Source organism: Nocardia sp. NPDC051787 (genome assembly GCF_040681325.1).
In the GTDB taxonomy this organism is placed as follows: Bacteria; Actinomycetota; Actinomycetes; order Mycobacteriales; family Mycobacteriaceae; genus Nocardia.
Genome location: NZ_JBFAYO010000013.1, coordinates 101,246 through 117,416, shown reverse-complemented (window position 1 = coordinate 117,416; position 16,171 = coordinate 101,246). Strand labels below are relative to the sequence as shown.

General features: G+C 65.0%; 18 protein-coding genes. 6 read left to right on the top strand and 12 right to left on the bottom strand.

The genetic code is table 11. The features are described from left to right. Positions 1-154 precede the first annotated feature (154 nt). Positions 155-718 carry a phosphatase PAP2 family protein gene (locus AB0M45_RS16290; protein WP_364328837.1) on the bottom strand — a complete coding sequence of 188 codons (564 nt, stop codon included), beginning with the start codon at positions 716-718 and terminating at the stop codon, positions 155-157. Next, the gene (locus tag AB0M45_RS16285; protein ID WP_364328834.1) at positions 708-986 is read right to left on the bottom strand and encodes a hypothetical protein; all 279 of its coding nucleotides are present in this window, start codon (positions 984-986) and stop codon (positions 708-710) included. Before AB0M45_RS16285 ends, AB0M45_RS16290 begins: the two co-directional genes overlap by 11 nt. A gap of 487 nt (positions 987-1,473) precedes the next feature. Between AB0M45_RS16285 and AB0M45_RS16280 the strand changes: the two genes are divergently transcribed. The 3 genes from AB0M45_RS16280 (at position 1,474) to AB0M45_RS16270 (ending at position 3,704) form a co-directional block, all read left to right on the top strand. Continuing rightward, complete coding sequence (locus tag AB0M45_RS16280; RefSeq protein WP_364328831.1) at positions 1,474-1,992, top strand: helix-turn-helix domain-containing protein; 519 nt, start codon at positions 1,474-1,476, stop codon at positions 1,990-1,992. Next, on the top strand, positions 1,992-2,555 hold the full coding sequence (locus tag AB0M45_RS16275) for a DUF6036 family nucleotidyltransferase (protein WP_364328828.1): 564 nt from the start codon (positions 1,992-1,994) through the stop codon (positions 2,553-2,555). The genes AB0M45_RS16280 and AB0M45_RS16275 overlap by 1 nt, the downstream gene beginning before the upstream one ends. Before the next feature lie 165 nt (positions 2,556-2,720). Next, the gene (locus tag AB0M45_RS16270) at positions 2,721-3,704 is read left to right on the top strand and encodes an aldo/keto reductase (protein ID WP_364328825.1); all 984 of its coding nucleotides are present in this window, start codon (positions 2,721-2,723) and stop codon (positions 3,702-3,704) included. 231 nt (positions 3,705-3,935) lie between these two features. Here AB0M45_RS16270 and AB0M45_RS16265 read toward each other — a convergent pair whose 3' ends face one another. Then, on the bottom strand, positions 3,936-4,082 hold the full coding sequence (locus AB0M45_RS16265; protein WP_364328822.1) for a hypothetical protein: 147 nt from the start codon (positions 4,080-4,082) through the stop codon (positions 3,936-3,938). Positions 4,083-4,640: 558 nt separating this feature from the next. Here AB0M45_RS16265 and AB0M45_RS16260 point away from each other — a divergent pair. Both AB0M45_RS16260 and AB0M45_RS16255 read left to right on the top strand, forming a co-directional pair. Next, positions 4,641-5,126: a DUF5753 domain-containing protein gene (locus AB0M45_RS16260; protein ID WP_364329027.1), complete on the top strand. Its 486-nt coding sequence runs from the start codon at positions 4,641-4,643 to the stop codon at positions 5,124-5,126. Between the two features lie 2 nt (positions 5,127-5,128). After that, positions 5,129-5,338 carry a DUF397 domain-containing protein gene (locus tag AB0M45_RS16255; protein WP_364328819.1) on the top strand — a complete coding sequence of 70 codons (210 nt, stop codon included), beginning with the start codon at positions 5,129-5,131 and terminating at the stop codon, positions 5,336-5,338. A gap of 621 nt (positions 5,339-5,959) precedes the next feature. Here AB0M45_RS16255 and AB0M45_RS16250 read toward each other — a convergent pair. The 3 genes from AB0M45_RS16250 to AB0M45_RS16240 form a co-directional block, all read right to left on the bottom strand. Next, positions 5,960-6,880 carry an abortive infection family protein gene (locus AB0M45_RS16250; RefSeq protein ID WP_364328816.1) on the bottom strand — a complete coding sequence of 307 codons (921 nt, stop codon included), beginning with the start codon at positions 6,878-6,880 and terminating at the stop codon, positions 5,960-5,962. Continuing rightward, positions 6,877-7,464: a recombinase family protein gene (locus AB0M45_RS16245; protein ID WP_364328813.1), complete on the bottom strand. Its 588-nt coding sequence runs from the start codon at positions 7,462-7,464 to the stop codon at positions 6,877-6,879. Before AB0M45_RS16245 ends, AB0M45_RS16250 begins: the two co-directional genes overlap by 4 nt. Before the next feature lie 606 nt (positions 7,465-8,070). Continuing rightward, positions 8,071-8,694, bottom strand: a complete 624-nt coding sequence (locus AB0M45_RS16240) for a superoxide dismutase (protein ID WP_364328810.1) — start codon at positions 8,692-8,694, stop codon at positions 8,071-8,073. Positions 8,695-9,169: 475 nt separating this feature from the next. Here AB0M45_RS16240 and trxA point away from each other — a divergent pair, with 475 nt between their 5' ends. Continuing rightward, complete coding sequence (gene trxA / locus AB0M45_RS16235) at positions 9,170-9,487, top strand: thioredoxin (RefSeq protein ID WP_364328807.1); 318 nt, start codon at positions 9,170-9,172, stop codon at positions 9,485-9,487. Positions 9,488-9,953: 466 nt separating this feature from the next. Here the strand turns inward: trxA and AB0M45_RS16230 are convergent, their stop codons facing one another. From AB0M45_RS16230 to AB0M45_RS16205, 6 genes are all read right to left on the bottom strand, one after another. Continuing rightward, on the bottom strand, positions 9,954-11,504 hold the full coding sequence (locus AB0M45_RS16230) for a hypothetical protein (RefSeq protein ID WP_364328804.1): 1,551 nt from the start codon (positions 11,502-11,504) through the stop codon (positions 9,954-9,956). Continuing rightward, positions 11,501-12,283, bottom strand: coding sequence for an ATP-binding protein (locus tag AB0M45_RS16225; RefSeq protein ID WP_364328801.1), 783 nt, complete (start codon positions 12,281-12,283; stop codon positions 11,501-11,503). The genes AB0M45_RS16230 and AB0M45_RS16225 overlap by 4 nt, the downstream gene beginning before the upstream one ends. Next, positions 12,280-13,137, bottom strand: a complete 858-nt coding sequence (locus AB0M45_RS16220) for a Mu transposase C-terminal domain-containing protein (RefSeq protein ID WP_364328798.1) — start codon at positions 13,135-13,137, stop codon at positions 12,280-12,282. Before AB0M45_RS16220 ends, AB0M45_RS16225 begins: the two co-directional genes overlap by 4 nt. After that, the gene (locus AB0M45_RS16215; RefSeq protein WP_364328795.1) at positions 13,083-13,895 is read right to left on the bottom strand and encodes a hypothetical protein; all 813 of its coding nucleotides are present in this window, start codon (positions 13,893-13,895) and stop codon (positions 13,083-13,085) included. Before AB0M45_RS16215 ends, AB0M45_RS16220 begins: the two co-directional genes overlap by 55 nt. Before the next feature lie 1,132 nt (positions 13,896-15,027). Next, positions 15,028-15,504 (bottom strand): DUF1801 domain-containing protein, encoded by a 477-nt coding sequence (locus tag AB0M45_RS16210; RefSeq protein ID WP_364328792.1) that lies wholly within the window; start codon positions 15,502-15,504, stop codon positions 15,028-15,030. 145 nt (positions 15,505-15,649) lie between these two features. Continuing rightward, the gene (locus AB0M45_RS16205; protein WP_364328790.1) at positions 15,650-15,979 is read right to left on the bottom strand and encodes a hypothetical protein; all 330 of its coding nucleotides are present in this window, start codon (positions 15,977-15,979) and stop codon (positions 15,650-15,652) included. Positions 15,980-16,171: the final 192 nt, after the last annotated feature.

The window sequence follows — 16,171 nt, the reverse complement described above, 5'->3', positions numbered from 1 at the left end:
GGAGAAGACCTGGATGGTGAGGTTGAGCAAGGTGTTCAGGATGGCGATCGGTTCCATGGCAACTCCTTGTCCGGGCTGGCGAACAGGACGGCTCTGCGATCGTACGCGGCCGGGAGCGTTTTCCGAGTCAGCGCCGCGGGCGTGTACGGGTCGGTTACGAGCTGCTCAACGCCGGTTTCCGCGGAACAGGACCCATTACGCCCCATGCCGTTGCCGCGGCCGGGACCACGAACGGGTGCAGCGCCGCCGACAGGGCCAGCAACAGCATGGCAATGATGGCGTCGAGCCAGTAGTGGTTGGCCGTGCCCACGACCACGAGCAGGGTCAGTGCCGGGTGAGCCAAGGCGAGCCAGCGCCAGCGCGTGCGGGTGGCGGCGACCATCGCGACGGCGAGCAGCAGCGCCCAGCCGACGTGCAGCGACGGCATGGCGGCGAACTGATTCGACAGTCCGCCGGAATCGACTTCGCCGTAGACGGATTGGCCGTATATCGCAGCCAAGTCCACGAAGCCATGATCAGGAAGCATCCGGGGCGGTGCGAGCGGAATCAGAATATGCACCAGAAGCGCTGACCCGGTCAAAGCCACCATCAGGTTTCTGGTCCAGCGGTAGTGCTCGGGCCGAAATACCCACAGCCATAGCAATACACCGGCAGCGACGGTGAAATGCGCACTCGCGTAATAGAAATTGGCCGGGACGGCGAGGAAGTCACGGTCCACAAACAATCCCTGGACCGTCCCGCTCTTCCAGGAAACCGAGCCGCTCCTCGAACCCGAGCACACTGTGCGCGTTCACCATCGCGCGACCGGTGTCGTCTGCGGTGACCAGTCGACCGGCGCGATAACCGAGGTACAGCACCGTGATCAGCCCGAGCTGCCCGATCGCCTCCGCACCGCGACCGCGCACGGCCGCCCGAATCCGTTCCACGATCCCACCCGGCGCGAAGTCGAGTCCGACACCGGGCCCACCGAGACCTACGGCAACCATCGCGCGGCCTCCTTCCCCGTTGAACCAGGCCGTTACCGCCATTTAAGTGGAGTTATAACCTCCGTTTAAACTAGCACTACCGAACCAGCAACTTCAGCAGGATGTGACGGGGCATACATGCGGCCGATGACAACCGGATTCGCTTGCTAAATAGGTGAATTCGCGATACTCGCCGTCTACACCCTGGCCGAGCGGGCATCCGGGTCGCGGACGCCTCGCATTGCGTGAATCGCGGTAGAGCCGGGCCTGAACTCGCGCGGAAGCACAGGCGCGACCAGACCAGCGAGACCCGCCGACTGGATAGCGACCATGGCTGCCCGGCGAAATCGAAGCTGCGCGGCAATCGCCGATCTCACCCCGCGGCGAGGCCGCACTCTGGCGAACAAATCGCCACCACCGACTGACCGGCCACATCAGAGAGCACTGGTCACCACCGGCTCCGCCGCAGCTCCCGGCGCACTATAGCGCGGCACGCTATAATCGGGATATGTCCAGTCAGAGCGATGTGCTGCGCGAGGTGATGCGCGGAACGAGCACCACCCAGTCTGAGCTATCGCGGGTGAGTGGCGTCCATCAATCAAGTATCAGCCAAGTCTTGTCCGGCAAGCTGAATCTGAGCGATGAACAGCTCGAGAGGCTGCTGTCCTGCATGGGTTATCGCCTCGAAGTGGTGCGGCGTCCCGTCGTCCCCGAGTTGACCCGCTCCGAGCGCCGCTCATGGCAGTTGCACAGGCGGCTCGCGACACACTTGACCCAGTCGAGCCTCCACTCGTGGCTGCCGCATATCGAACGTAATCTGCAGCGGTTGCGTGACGGGGTATCCGGCCAGCCCCACTTGCGAAATATCGATCGCTGGGAGTCGCTGATCACGCGCGGTGATGTGCCAGGGCTCCACCGTGTCCTCACCGGTCTCGACCGCGACTCGATCGAGATGCGCGAGGTCTCTCCGATGGGTGGGCTGCTCCCACAAGACGAGCGCGCCGATGTGCTGCGCCTCGCGGGCTGATGCGGCGCGATCAGTTGGAGCACGCTATCCGTACGGCGTGCCAGATCATCGGGCGGCCCGAAGTGATCGTGGTCGGTTCCCAATCGATCCTCGGCACCTTCGATGAAGCCCGGCTTCCCGTGGATGCCACGATGTCACTGGAGGTCGATATCCTCCCGATCGCCGACGACAACGCCGAGACCGCGCGACTGGCGGACCTCATCGAAGGCGTGGCCGGCGAGTTCTCTCCGTTCGAGGATTTGCACGGTTTCAGCATCGACGGTGTCGATATGACGACGTCCGCACTTCCGGACGGGTGGCGAAGCCGACTCGTCAAGGTACAGAACGCCAATACGGCCGCACCGTCGGGCGAACCGCAGTTCACGGGGTGGTGCCTCGACAAGGAAGATCTATGTGTGGCGAAGCTGTGCGCCTTCCGCGAGAAGGACCAGAACTTCGTGGCCGCGTTGCTGGTAGCCGTGCTTGTCGATCCGGCGGTGATCGCCGAACGCCTACCGGGCGTTCCGGATAGCTACGAACCCGCGGCCGAACGCGCCCTCGAATGGATCAGCTCCTGGCTGTAGTCCCTCCGCCTCGCGGAGATCGGCCGGTAATCCGGCCTGGGCCGGGACAACGGATGATCCCCTCGGTGAAGCAACTTGACTTGGAGTGTGCTCCAGGTCGTAGCGTCGCAGAACGTGAGCGCGGCTCACCATCGAATTCCGGCGTTACCAAGGAGGACTTCCGGCATGATCGCGACCAGGAAACTCGGCGAACTGACCGTCGGCGCGCAGGGGCTCGGCTGCATGGGAATGAGCCAGGCATACGGTGTGCGCGGAAATGACGACGAGTCGATCGCCACGATCCATCGCGCCCTGGAGCTGGGTGTCACGCTGCTGGACACGGCGAACGTCTACGGTCCCGAGACCAATGAGCGGCTCGTCGGCCGCGCCATCGCCGACCGCCGCGACCAGGTGGTGCTGGCCACCAAGTTCGGCATCGTGTGGGGCGAGGGCGGCACGTTGAGCGCGCGGGGCGACGCGGCCTATGTCAAGCAGTCCTGCGACGAGTCGCTGGCCCGGCTCGGTGTCGACCACATCGACCTGTACTACCAGCATCGCGTCGATCCGGACGTGCCGATCGAGGAAACCTGGGGCGCGCTGTCGGAGTTGGTGGCCGCAGGCAAGGTGCGCTACCTCGGCATCTCCGAGGCGTCGGCGGAGACCATTCGCCGCGCCCACGCCGTGCATCCGGTGACCGCGCTGCAGAGCGAATGGTCGCTGTGGACCCGCGGCATCGAAGCCGAGGTCCTGCCGGCCTGCCGCGAGCTGGGCATCGGTATCGTGCCGTTCTCTCCTCTTGGCCGTGGGTTCCTCACCGGCGCCATCACCTCCACCGCCGATCTGCCCGCCGACGACATGCGCCACCGACTGCCCCGCTTCGCCGACGGCAACCTCGAACGCAATCTCGCCATCGTCGCCGAGCTCCGAAGCCTGGCCGAAGAAAAGGGCATCACCGCAGGACAATTGGCGTTGGCGTGGGTACATAGCCGCGGCGCCGACGTGGTGCCGATTCCCGGCACCAAACGCCGCACCTATCTGGAGGAAAACGTCGCCGCCGCCGACATCGAGTTGAGCGACGAGGATCTGATCCGCATCGAGGCGGCTGCTCCGGCCGAAGCCGTTGCCGGTGCCCGTTACCCCGAGGAGCTCGCACGCGTCGCGAGTAAGTAAGTAAGTAAGGGCACACCGGCGACGAGCAGCCAATTCCGGTGCCCCGCCGACACTCTCAACGCAATGCGAGTGTCGGCGGACACCGAGAACAAGGCAATCGACGCAACGTTGAAGTCGCGGGAATGGACGTCCCGCCATCGCGCGACGACGACGCGAACCGCGTACACCAAGGCGCTCGATGTCGATCGTCCGCAGTCGATTCCTGGACGTCCGCGGCCGGACAGCTCAACCTCACATATCCGGTGGCAGCCGTCGACCCATGGTCAGATCGGTCATCAGGCAGTCGTAGGCGTAGCCGATCCGCTTCAGCCACCAGGAGTCCTCGTCCCGGTCGCTGTCGAGGTCATTGAGCCAGAGTTCGGCCAAGCGGGACACCACCAGGCCGACCGTCTCCGTATGCCGGACTTCGTGGCGATCCGGCGAGCCTTCAGGATCTCGGCCACGACGTTATCGATCGTTGTGGCCAGAGTGGCGAGCTCGATCTCCGCACTGGCGAAGGTGCGTACCGCGGCATAGAGCTCGTTGAGCGCACACGACTCGGATATAGCGAATCGACGCAACGTGTCTCGGCGTTTGTGATGGACGGGAACCATGGCGGCGGCGGCCTCTGCCATCTCCTGCCAAGCCGTCGGCATCGGTTCACCGCAGAATGCGCGCAGCAGATGCGCGGCGTCCGGGAACAGCGGCAAGGCGGCATCGGGTGTGAATTTCACAGACCCCCATTTCGCCGATGTGAATCCGGCACGATATGCCCGGCTGCCACCAGCACATCCCAGGCAGCGCGCTTACGTGCACACCGGTGTTCGCGATGCCGTTGCATAGCGGCATGTGCTTCCGCGATCGTGAACGGTTCTCGCGGGGCCCGCGAGATGATGTTGTTCCAGCCGTCCGCCATTCCCGGCATCCTTCAAACCGCCGACTACGCGCGCACTCTCGATCGGCTGTTCTTCCCCAGACGACACCGGGGAAGAACTCGATAGGCGGGTAGAGCTTCGGTTGCGCCGGCAAGGGGTGATCACCCGCAGAACAAACCCGGCCAAGCTGACGGCGATCCTGCACGAATCAGCGTTGCGGACAGTGGTGGGCTCGGCGAAGGTGATGGCAGCCCAGAATCGCCACCTCGCCGATCTGAGCACGAGGCCGAACATCGATATCCGGGTGCTCCCGTTCAGGGCCGGACTGCCGGTTGGATGGTCCACCGGCCCCTTCGTCATCCTGAACTTCGGCCTGAACAGCAAGGGCGTGCCGCTCGAACCAACTTTGGTCTATGCCGAGGCGTTCACCGGCGCGATGTACTTCGAGGACGCCGGTGATGTAGACAGATACCGTGACGCATACAGGATCCTCCTGCGCGCTGCGCTGGAAGACCGGCCGAGTCGAGACCTATTGCGCGAGATTGCACGAAGCAGCAAGGGAGTATGAACGTGAACGTCGAGCTATCCGCAGCGCAATGGTTCAAGAGCAGCCACAGCGGCGGAGGACAAGAGTGCGTAGAGGTTGCGTGGCTTGACGGCGGCATGGTCGGTGTCCGTGACTCGAAGAACCCGACTGGTCCCGCGCTGATGTTCACACCCGGCGAGTGGGACGCCTTCGCCGCTGGCGTAGCGGACGGCGAGTTCACCCGCCCTGCCTGAGTCGACTCACGAGCAGAAGGCTCTCCGGCAGAGAATGAAGGGGTACGTCGCATGAACATCGACCTATCCCGAGCCAAGTGGTTCAAGAGCAGTCGAAGCTCGATGGGCAGGAGTGCGTTGAGCTCGCGCTCCCGGATCGGGCAAGGCGGGATATGCGTCAGCAAGAACCTGCCTTGGAGTTCACGAGGAGGATGCGTCCACGGCGGGCGTCGCAACCGGAGAAGTCCACCGTCCCATCGGCTGAATAGGCTGGCGCCGATCTCATCCCGCACGTAGCGCTGGATGAGATCGTCAGCAATGTGCTCAAGGCGGATATAGTGAGAGACGACGTGAAAATGTCAGCGCGCTGACCTGCGAATACGACACCAGATGTCAGTGGTGGGCGACACCGGATGTCAGTAGCTGGGCAGCGTCCAGTTCGTTTGACGACCTGCGGAAAGAGGAGTTTCCGCCGGTGCGGTCGGCGGCTTCTGTCGCTGACCTCCTGCCTGCCCCCATCCGGGGACGAGCCGAGCAGCGCCCCGCGGCAGTGCCGGAGAGGCTGGCCTGAGCTCGCTGCATGGCCTCGCAATCTCCGGACCGCCGGCAAGCGACCCTCACCGGTGAGCATGCAAGGATTTGCTACGAGATCGGCTCCGATGAGTTCTCCTTGACGCGCTGATCGTTGGGAGCATCTGCAGGGCCGGCCGGTTCGGTCTGTCGCCAGGGGGCTTTCGGATCGGGGAGCGTGTCGAGCATGAACTGACACCACAGCCGAGCGCCGTTCACGGCAAGCCGCGCGTGACGGGGACCCAAGCCCGAGGTGGCTGTATCGCGTCCATGGCCGGTGCCGTAGTCGTTTCGTAGCTCGGCGATTCCGCTTGTGATGGTGACTGCCGCCCCGAGTACCTTCCGGATAGTCGAGGATCCGTCCGGTCCGGGCTTTGCCTGAGAAGGGTGGACCAGCAGTGCTTCTTCCGCCATGCGGGCTAGCTTCGGTAGGTCATAGCCACTGTCGAAAGGCACGCCTCGCTCCCGTAGTACGAGTTTGGCGGTACTTTCTACGAGTTCTTTGGCGGAGCCGATCGCGAGCGCGGGGTCGTCTCGGGCTACGGCGTGATCGATGCGGTCCAGGTGTTCGAAGATCACCGTCGCGTCGCGGAGGTCGCCGAGGTCCTCGCGCTTCAGCACGATCGACGGCCCGCCGGAGATCCGGCCTTCGTGGTCGAAGGTGTAGCCGTCGCGCGCGAAGAGCCGACGGAGTCGCTCGATGGTTTCGGATGGGTCCCAGTCAGGATTCCAGGGGTGGTGGAAGAGATGTCGTAGTGCGACTTCGAAAACGCGTAGTGCGCGGGCGACGTGCCCCGGATCGGTCCAGTCCACCTGCTGCAGGTAGCCCTGGAAGCGTGTCACCCGCTCACCGCCGACTGGCTCAGGATCTACCTCTGGCGGAGCGAAGAGTTCGTCTTGCCACATCTCGTCGATTTCGCGGAGTACGGTGCCGCTCATTTGGTCGCGCACCGCTTCCCGAGTGCGCTTGCTTACCAACTCGGGTCGGGTCACTGCGCCACCTTTACGGGTCGATCGAGGTGCCGGTAGATGGTGGGGCGAGTGACCCCGAATTCGGCGGCGATCTGGGCGACGGTGTAGCGGCGTTTGCCGCGCTCGTCGAGTTCGTCGTACATCTGCTGGGCGAGGGCGACCTGGCGGGGACCGAGTTTCGGTTTCTGGCCGCCGGTACGGCCGCGGGCTCGGGCGGCGGCCAGTCCGTCGCGGGTGCGTTCTGACATCAGTGCGTGTTCGAATTCGGCGATGGAACCGAGGATCTGGAAGAACATCCGCCCGACCGCGGTTGATGTGTCGATGCCCTGATCCAGCACGACGAGATCCACTCCGCGGCGTTCGAGTTCGCGGGACAGCACGATCAGATGCTCGAGGGTGCGGCTGAGCCGGTCGAGCTTGGTGACCACCAACTGGTCCCCGGGTCGGTTGGCCACCAGCAGCGCCTTGTCCAACTCGGGTCGGGCGGCGAGCTTCCCGGAAGCCTTGTCGAGGAAGATTTGCTCGCAGCCGGCCGCGGTCAGCGCGTCGTGTTGGGCTTGCGGGTTCTGGTCGGTGGTGGATACACGTCCGTAGCCGATTCTCACGCCCGGCAACGTATCGCAAACCCCCGACAGAGTGACATTGATGCGTACACGGCAACCGTTACAACCGCCACCTGCGGATACTTGCTGCCACCCAGACTGTCTCATGAACGAACGTTGATGAGACACCACACCAGAGCAACTTTTGTGGGCAGCTACGGGAATGGGCCGCGGACCGACGGCGTACGTTCACGTTGATCGCCGGGTTCGGCATCTACCGCCGGACCGTCTAGTGAGCTGAGGCCGTCGCCGACTCGACTTGTCGGTGCTCAGCTGAGCGGATACTCGGGCCCTCGAACCGGCTTCCCGGACCTCGGCGGTCCAGACCGACGAGTCGGCTCGAGGGCGGGGTATCCGCTCACGATAAGCGCGGGCACCTACGCGGTGTTTGCGATCCATTCGTCGGCTCGGCCACGAACCGAAGCCGAGTGGCGGCCTCGAACGCAAGAACTAGCCCACCATCGGCCCTTCGGGGGACGGCGATGGCATCGACGTGGTCGAAAGGAATCGCCGCGGACAACATTCTGTCGTCCGCGGCGATTGGCTCTAGCGTCGGATACCCTGACGATTCGCCGGAACGATTCCGCCAGTGCTTCATCCCCTCGTTGCTCAGGCCATTGCCTTCTCGTAGTTCTCGCTGACCTGGTCCCAGTTGACGACGTTCCAGAACTGGATGATGTACTCACGGCGACGGGTGTACTTCAGGTAGTAGGCGTGCTCCCACACGTCCAGGCACAGGATGGGAGTGTTGCCGGCGCTGAGCGGGCTGTCCTCGTTGGCGGTGCTCTCGACGACGAGCGTGCGGGCCGGGGTTATGCTCAGCCAGGCCCAGCCGCTTCCGAAGCGCGACGCCGCGTCGTAGAACGCATTCTTGAAGCGGTCGTCGAACGAACCGAACTCGTCCGCGAGTGCGTGGCGGAGACTGCCCGTCGGTCCGGAGTTACTTGAGCCGAGCGGGGCCAATATCGTCCAGAACAGCGAGTGGTTGGCGTGACCGCCACCGTAGTTGCGGACAGCGGTTTCGATACTCGCGGGCAGCACGTTCTTGCCCACCTTGGCCACGAGCTCTTCGACCGACAGCGCAGCCAGTTCGGGGTGGAGACTGATGGCGTCGTTGAGACGGTCGACGTAGGCCTGATGGTGCTTGCTGTGATGGATCTGCATCGTTGCGGCGTCGATGTACGGTTCGAGAGCGAAGTAGCCGTACGGCAATGGGGGCAAAGTGTGAACCATGACCGGTCTTCCAATCGCTCGGCAACCCCGTTGCGGGGCAGCAGGTTCCGCGGTTGATCTTGGACTGCGACTGGACACTATCAGGCATGCAACCATCGCTGGCAGTGATGGTCACCCCTCTACGCGACGCTGACCCCCAGCACCGCGCCACCGCGAACACCGCGGCCATCGGCCAACCCTGAACCCCCGCACCAAAAATTCGACCGCTCGATCAGCGATCCCGCCGCGTCGCGGCCGGGTCGCTGTTTGCTTGATACGGCCATCGCTCGAACCGGCGGAACATCATGAGCACTGTCTATTTGGGCTGTACGATTCTCGACATGGGCGCCGCGGCGCGAACCAGTCCGGTTGGGGTTAGTCCCTGGACCCCCGTGCCCACTCCGACGCGAACGACCCGCCAGGCCACCCACAGACCTCTAAGCTGTGCATGTTCGATGTATCACCTTGGCACTCAGTCCAATTCGGAGATGCAGGCATGGTTGCAGAAGTAAAGTCCTCCAAGGAATTCCAGGAGCTCATCAAGGAAGACAAGGTCACCGTCGTTGACTTCTTCGCGACCTGGTGCGGGCCGTGCAGACAGATGGCGCCTTTTGTCGAAAAGCTTTCCAAGGAGCACGAGGACGCTAACTTCGTCAAGGTCGATGTCGACGAACTCGCAGAGGTTTCCGCAGAATTCGGCGTTCGAGCGATGCCGACATTCATGATCTTCCGGGCTGGAGAGAAGGTGAGCGAGGTCGTGGGCGCCAACCCGGCCGCCCTCAAGGCGGCCGTAGTCGCCGCGACAAAAGCCTGATGATCAGTAGCGTTCGGGTTCAGCGCAGGGTGAGGGGACTCAGAACAGGGTGGCGCGGACCCGCACCCCGGTGCCCCAGCCACACCGGCAATACCGATGTGCAGAAGAACCTGTGGGGCAACGGCATCGCCGCCGGGGTGCTGGGCTCACCTCCGCCGCCAGCTGCCGGGTTACACCTGGCAGACCAGCCGCCACTACCCCGCGAAATCGTTCTGGCTGCTGATCGCCGACCGCACCGGGAGGGCTATCAGGCCGCCATCGAGCACACCGTGTTGATCGCCCACCCAGCTCGTCGCCGAGCGTGAAGCCTGGAACCTGGCCTCGATCCCCCACCTGGCGGTGCGAGAACACCGCCACTTTCCGCCGTGAGTCACATTCGCGGTTTCGGCGAGCTGCGGTTTCACAAACCCGCTGCGGCGCACCGGCAGTGGGTCGGAAACGATCGTCTTCGACCCAGCACGGGCCGCTATAGCCGTGACAGTGGGACCCGCTCCTCGATCGGCACCAGCCCGGTCTCGTGGGGGCGTTGGAATGTCGGTGGATTGGGCCACCGCGGTGACGGCCGGTATCTACGTGGTTGTGGTCGAGGGCCGCGCCACAGCATCCCGGTCTGCCACAGCCAGCCGTGGTGCCAGGGGTGCCGCGCCGGGGTGATCAATCCGGCTGTGGTGATCGTGTCACGCAGGATCTGGCCCTGGACGCCGATCGCGCCGTCGAACAGTCCCGCACTGGGGTCGGGGGCGGTCTGCTGGAACAGCAACGCCGCTTCCAGCAGTGGCCGAGCCGCCGCAGGGATCGGCCACACGCTCAGCCGGGTCGGGTCGTCACGGTCGACCGGGTCGATGCAGATCAGGGTGTCGATGGCGAAGGCCAGGCACGGGATCGTCTTGAGTTCTCGTATGGTCGCGCCGGTGAACAGCGCGACCGCGACCGCTGCGGCGTGGACCGGATTAGCGGTGTGCGCGCGGATGCGGTGGACGAGCGGGCAGTCGACCGGGGTGGTGCTCAGGCCGGGCCCGACGCAGTAGGCCAGGTTCGGCGGCAGCGCCAGTCGCAGGCCGTGCAGTTCGAATGCGGCTTGGGCGCCGCGCAGCCGTGTGATGGTCGTGTAGCGGCCGGGGCTGTCGGCGACGAGCCCGCCCAGCAGCCGATACAGGCCGAGGGTTTCGTGCCAGCTCCTCATCCCGACCTCGGGGCGGTGGGCGTAGAGCTTGCGCAGATGCGCGTGGCGGGTGTGCAGGGCTTCCAGCATCGCTTCGGCGAGGGCGGCATCCTCGTCGCCGAGCCACCTCCCGGAGCCACCAGCAGCGTGTGCGCGCTTGCAGGGGTGGCCAGTGTGCGCCGCGATCCACGCACAGGTGGTCTCGATCGCCTGCGCGTAGACAGCATCGACACGCGCGAACTCTGCGGGCTCCAGTGCGGCGGCCGCATCGGCGCGGAAGGTGCGCACATCGGTGGCGGGCACCTGCGCCAGGTCGACGCCCACGGCGGCCGACGCGGGCGTGTGGGTGCTGATATCGGAGAGGACGCCGCCCGGATCCACCACGAGATGGTGAGGCAACTCGTCGAGCAGGACCCGGCCCCGAAGAGGATCCAGGCTGTGCCAGACCAGGACCAGATGCACACTGCTAGAGCGGCGCACACGCAGCAGCCAGGCCAGCTGATCGGGAGTAAGAGTGTGCGCACGCAGCACCACCAGGTGCTGGACGCGCAGGGCGTAGACCCAAGCGAGCACGGCCCGGGACGCCGGTCCCACCGCGGCCACCCTCTCCGGCGTGATCCGCTCGATCGCGCATCCCAACGCGGCCAGGACATCGGCGGCGAGCGCGAGTCCGGAGATCGTGGCCGGGGTCGGGTGCACGGTGATCACCCCGCCCGGCGGGTTGTGCGCGTCGAGCAGAGCGTGGGTGAGTGTGGCGTCGTCGTCCACGTCGCGCAGGATGGTGATCGGCCGAAGACCTGGAGACTCGATGGCCACCTCCTCGGCGAGGCCGCCGTGCCAGCGGTAGGGATTCATCCCGACAGGCCGGAAAGTTTGGAGAACACCCAGCCCATCACCTCGTCGTCGACCTGCTCGCGGTCGAGCCGGGCCAAGGCGCGCACGGTATGAGAGGTGATCTTGGCCCAGGCGCGGAAATTGCCGTGCCCGGCGTGAGAGTCGGCGAAGGCGATGGTCTGGGGATCGGTGTTCTCCCACACCGGATGGAAGGCCGGGATCACCCGCAGCACCTGATCGGGGGTCATGCGCCGGAACTCCTGCCACACATACACCCGCGAGGACAGCATGGGTTCGCGACGCAGCACCTGATAGCAGTCCCCGCCGCCGACGAACACGATCGCGATGTCGGTGCGTCGGTCGTCCCACAGATGCCGCCAATACTCGAAGCACTCCCGCGACATCCACTGCGCCTCATCACACACCAGTACCCGGAAACGCTCGGACAGAACATCTTTCAGAACCCGATCGAACTCGATCGGCTTACGCGGTGGCGCACCACCGATCGCCAGCGCATCGAACAACGTGTGCCGGATATCGCGTGGGGTTGGCCGGGCCCGGAACTGCACCCGGCACACCGTGTCCGGTGCCAGCTCGCGCAGCGTGGCGTTGACCGACAGCGTCTTGCCGACCCCGGCATCACCGTGCACGCACATCATCGCCTTCGCATCGATGACATCGGAAAGGTTGTCCTTCATGAGCAGCAGCGCGTCGGTGGCCACGGTGTGCGCGCCGGCCAGGCCGAGAAAGTGATCGGCCGCAGCATCGATGTTCACGCCCGGATTCGATGGTCGAGTCACGATGGATTCCTGCTTCCTCCGCCGCTACGGCGCTGTACTTCGTCCAGATCGATCGGCATCACCCAATCCGGCGCCGGTGGCGGCAGAGGAATCAGATCCGGCCGCGCCCACCGCGCCAGGTCCGCGTCCTGCTCGGCGAGGTGTTCGCGTTCGGCCTCCGCGGTAGTCATCGCATCCAGCCGCTTCGCCGGGACCGGTGTCGTCGTCGCGGCATAGCGGATGCGACGGGCACGCTCGGCCGCCGAGAGGTCCGCGCGCAGCCGCTTCGCCTTCTGGTCGCGGGTGCGGCGCACTGCGGCCTTGGTCGCGGCCGAAGCCCTGTCGGCCAGCTCGGCGCGGCCCAGATGCGCGCCGGTACGGGCGTCGAACACCTCGACCTCGTGGTCGTGGTGCGGCATGTACCGCAGCCGCACCACGGTCCCGACCCGCCCCACCATCCAATCCGCAACGTAGTAGCGGCCCCGCCCGAACCCGACACCCTTGGTGGTGATCTTGCGGCGGCGGCGGTCGTCCTCGAGAGTAAACATCCACAGCTTCGCCTCGTCGGCATCATGGATCGGCGTCGGATCGGCCAGCCATGAGTCCAACGGCGCCCGGCCGTCGAGTTCGTCGATGACATGGGCCTGGTTCCACCAGTCCACCCACGCCAGCAGCTCGGCGACGAATGCAGCGAAGGTTAGCGCGGGCTGGTCCGGATCGACCAGTGCCCCGCTGGCCTGGGTCTGGCGGTGGGTGTAGCGCGGCAGACCCGCGAACAGCATCCGATCGACCGCACCGTTGACCGTCTCCACTGTGCCCTTCAAATGCGGGGTGTAACCAGGCAAATCGACCACCCGGACCGCGAATGCGCCCATCGCCTCCCCACGGTGCGCGACAGGAAATCCTTACCCTGATCGACACGCACCACCGAGGGCAGCCCGCCCGCTGGTCCGTACGGTTCGCTGCGCGAGATCGACGCGCGCAGCGCCGCGAGGATGCTTTCTCGGCTCGGGGTCTGCGGCGTCACCGCGACACCGAGGATCACGTTGTGTGTGGCATCGACGAACCACGTCACCCACGGCTTCACCAACCGGCCATCAACCTCGACCTGCACCGCGGCCTCGACATGATCGCCCTCCCACGCCGCATTACGGAACGACGGCGGACGTTTCAGAAACACGTCGAACCTCCGTCGGGCCCGCTCACCAGAGCGCAGCCCGGCCAGCTCTCCCGCGGTCAGGTCCCGCTGGATCGCCCGCTGCACCGTCCTCAGATCCGGTGCCGGTGCGCCACCTGCAGCAGCCGCCGCGACCAGCTCACGATGCAGGGCCGCCGCGTTGCCACGCCAATAGGCAAGCCGTACCCGCAGCCGGTCATCAATGCGGAACCGAACACGCTGCGCTGGAGTTGTTTTCGTCCTGCGTGCCGACAGCCACCGCCACACCGTGCGCTCGGCAACACCCAAGGTCTCCGAGGTCAACCGAACATGATCGCTCGACAACTCCCCCGCAGCATCGAGCTGAGTCAACCGGTCCATGGCCGCCTGCCGCAGCACTCGCCCGCTCGCGTCCACCACCGCCAGGGCCTCCCAGAAACGCTGGCCCGCACCACAACACGGCGAACCATCGATCACTTGTCGGAAGGAATTCGATCACGTACCCAGCAGTAGGAAGGCCCAATCCACTGACATTTTTATGTCGCCTACCTACTGACATTTTCGTGTCGCCTCACATATAGATCACGCTCAGTTCCAGTGTGCGACCGGTCTCCGATCTCCATCAGGCGGACAAGCTTCTGGCGAAACTGGTCGGTGCTGCACGGGTCGATATGGAAGTCGCCGTAGCGGCGCGTGTAACTCATCCGGCGTGAACTCCCACCTCATCTATCACGCTCGCCCTGGCCTGGGTCGAACCCGGCAGGCGTAGTCGATGGTTTACCACCTGGCTGCTCCGTGAGCGACGCAGGTACCACGCTGTTCTCTGTCTCGGCGGCGGACGGCTGCCCAGGTTCACCATCGTGCGCAGTCTGCTGGCTGGGCGCACCACCCGGTCGTCCATCGGTCGACGTGCCTGTATGGGCACCGCTAGGTACCGAGCCAGACAGCCCCGGGCCGGTCGCGCCCGGGGCGTCAGATGTTCCAGCCGGTGCCGTGAAACCCGGAACTGCCTGTCCCGCAGGCTCGTAAGTGGGCATGTAGTAGTTCCGCATAGCCCGGATTGCCGCCTCATGCGCTTCCTGCTCCGCCGACTTCTGCGCCACAGCCTGCGCCGGATTCTCCGCCCCCTTCGGAATCGGAATCGGCAATATCGGCGGCACCAGAGGCACTTGGACCTTCGTGACCTCCGCTCCGTACGCGGCGCTCTCGATCCGCATCGTCACGCTCTGCATCACGTTGTGGATATCGGACATGTCATTGGTAAACCGCTGAGTCGCGGCCGGAACCGCATCCGCCGTAGTCCCCTCCCACCCCGCGGCAACCGACTTCCGGACTTTGCCGCTCAAGCCCATGCTGTTGAACAGGACGGCATCCCCGGTCTTCTTCCACGCCTGCGCCGCCGTGTGCATCACACCGCTGGCTCGAGTAGCGACTCGATCTACCGTTGCGGCGACGCTCAGCCTTGGTGCGAGGCTGCTCGATCGCCCAGCAGCGCTCACGGCGTTCCAACTGGCAACCGTCGTGGATGCTCGCTGAGCTCCTCATCAGCGGCATTGTGGTGTGCTGAGGCCCGCTGGCCGAGAGCGAACTCCGGTGGCTTGCCCGGTCCTCAGCTCACCGCTTTCTTCACCAGCTCACCGATCCTCGCCTCCTCGGCGGCGGTCAGCTTCGTCAGCGCGAAAGCGGTCGGCCACATGGTGCCTTCGTCGAGGTTGGCGATGTCGTTGAAGCCGAACGTCGCGTACCGCGACTTGAACTTCGCCGCGGTTTGGAAGAAGCAGACGACCTTGCCGTCCTTGGCGTAGGCGGGCATGCCGTACCAGAGTTTCGGCGTCAGGTCCGGTGCGCTGGCTGTGACGACGGCATGGATCCGTTCGGCCATGGCGCGATCCGATTCCGGCATCTCGGCGATCTTCGCGAGCACGTCTTTCTCCCCGTCCGCCTTGGACGCGCGCGAGCCGCGGCGCGCGGCCGTCTTCAGCTCCTGGGCGTGCTCTTTCATCGCGGCTCGTTCTTCGTCGGTGAATCCGACGGAGGACTTGTTCTTCGCGATGGTTTCGTCGGCGGATTTCTGCGCGTTCTTCATGGGGTTTCTCCCTGCCAAGCTCGATGAGGACGTTCCTCATGCTATGGAAGCTGTCGCGGCGGGGCTTCTTCAAAACTGATCAATCGTCGCGAAGGGGGTACCACAGCGAGCCCGACCGATCAGCGACACGAGCCTGAGCCGGTGGTTACTCCGAACCATCGTGCGTGTCATCGTCGTCATCGATGACCCACCCGCGCTGATACCAGGGAAAGCGCTCACGGAGAAGCTGTGTGGACAGTTCTATTTGCCCGACGCGGGACGCCAGCATCTCCGCATACGGGAAGTCGGCGGTAAACAACGTCCACTTGGTCCGGCTGCCATCCGGATTGCGGTCGTAAATGAACAACGCGCCCCATGTGTTGTCCGGCGATTGCCCGAGCTTGCGCAGCTCGGCCACCACGTCGGGTTCGAGTAGGTCACCGAACAACCGGGCATAGCCGACTATCACCATGTCGAAGTCTCCGCTATCCACCATGCATTTCTTCCCGATGGATGGGCGCCACCTGCACCTTGCGCTCGGCGAAACCCACTGTCACACCGAATTCCTGGCGCCGTGCCTGCCATCCTCGCACGGGGGTGGCGAACACGACGGGCAACGCGTGGATCCCCGGGGTCCTGGTCCGCATTGCCCACTGAGCAGGAGCCCGTGCGGCGCACAACCACCATG

What these genes read in the sequence shown, in the direction of transcription:
- AB0M45_RS16205 (WP_364328790.1), bottom strand. Translation starts at nt 15,979, where the DNA reads ATGGTGGATAGCGGAGACTTCGACATGGTGATAGTCGGCTATGCCCGG.
- AB0M45_RS16240 (WP_364328810.1), bottom strand. Translation starts at nt 8,694, where the DNA reads ATGGTTCACACTTTGCCCCCATTGCCGTACGGCTACTTCGCTCTCGAA.
- AB0M45_RS16275 (WP_364328828.1), top strand. Translation starts at nt 1,992, where the DNA reads ATGCGGCGCGATCAGTTGGAGCACGCTATCCGTACGGCGTGCCAGATC.
- AB0M45_RS16285 (WP_364328834.1), bottom strand. Translation starts at nt 986, where the DNA reads ATGGTTGCCGTAGGTCTCGGTGGGCCCGGTGTCGGACTCGACTTCGCG.
- AB0M45_RS16230 (WP_364328804.1), bottom strand. Translation starts at nt 11,504, where the DNA reads ATGAATCCCTACCGCTGGCACGGCGGCCTCGCCGAGGAGGTGGCCATC.
- AB0M45_RS16280 (WP_364328831.1), top strand. Translation starts at nt 1,474, where the DNA reads ATGTCCAGTCAGAGCGATGTGCTGCGCGAGGTGATGCGCGGAACGAGC.
- AB0M45_RS16220 (WP_364328798.1), bottom strand. Translation starts at nt 13,137, where the DNA reads ATGGGCGCATTCGCGGTCCGGGTGGTCGATTTGCCTGGTTACACCCCG.
- AB0M45_RS16210 (WP_364328792.1), bottom strand. Translation starts at nt 15,504, where the DNA reads ATGAAGAACGCGCAGAAATCCGCCGACGAAACCATCGCGAAGAACAAG.
- AB0M45_RS16270 (WP_364328825.1), top strand. Translation starts at nt 2,721, where the DNA reads ATGATCGCGACCAGGAAACTCGGCGAACTGACCGTCGGCGCGCAGGGG.
- trxA (WP_364328807.1), top strand. Translation starts at nt 9,170, where the DNA reads ATGGTTGCAGAAGTAAAGTCCTCCAAGGAATTCCAGGAGCTCATCAAG.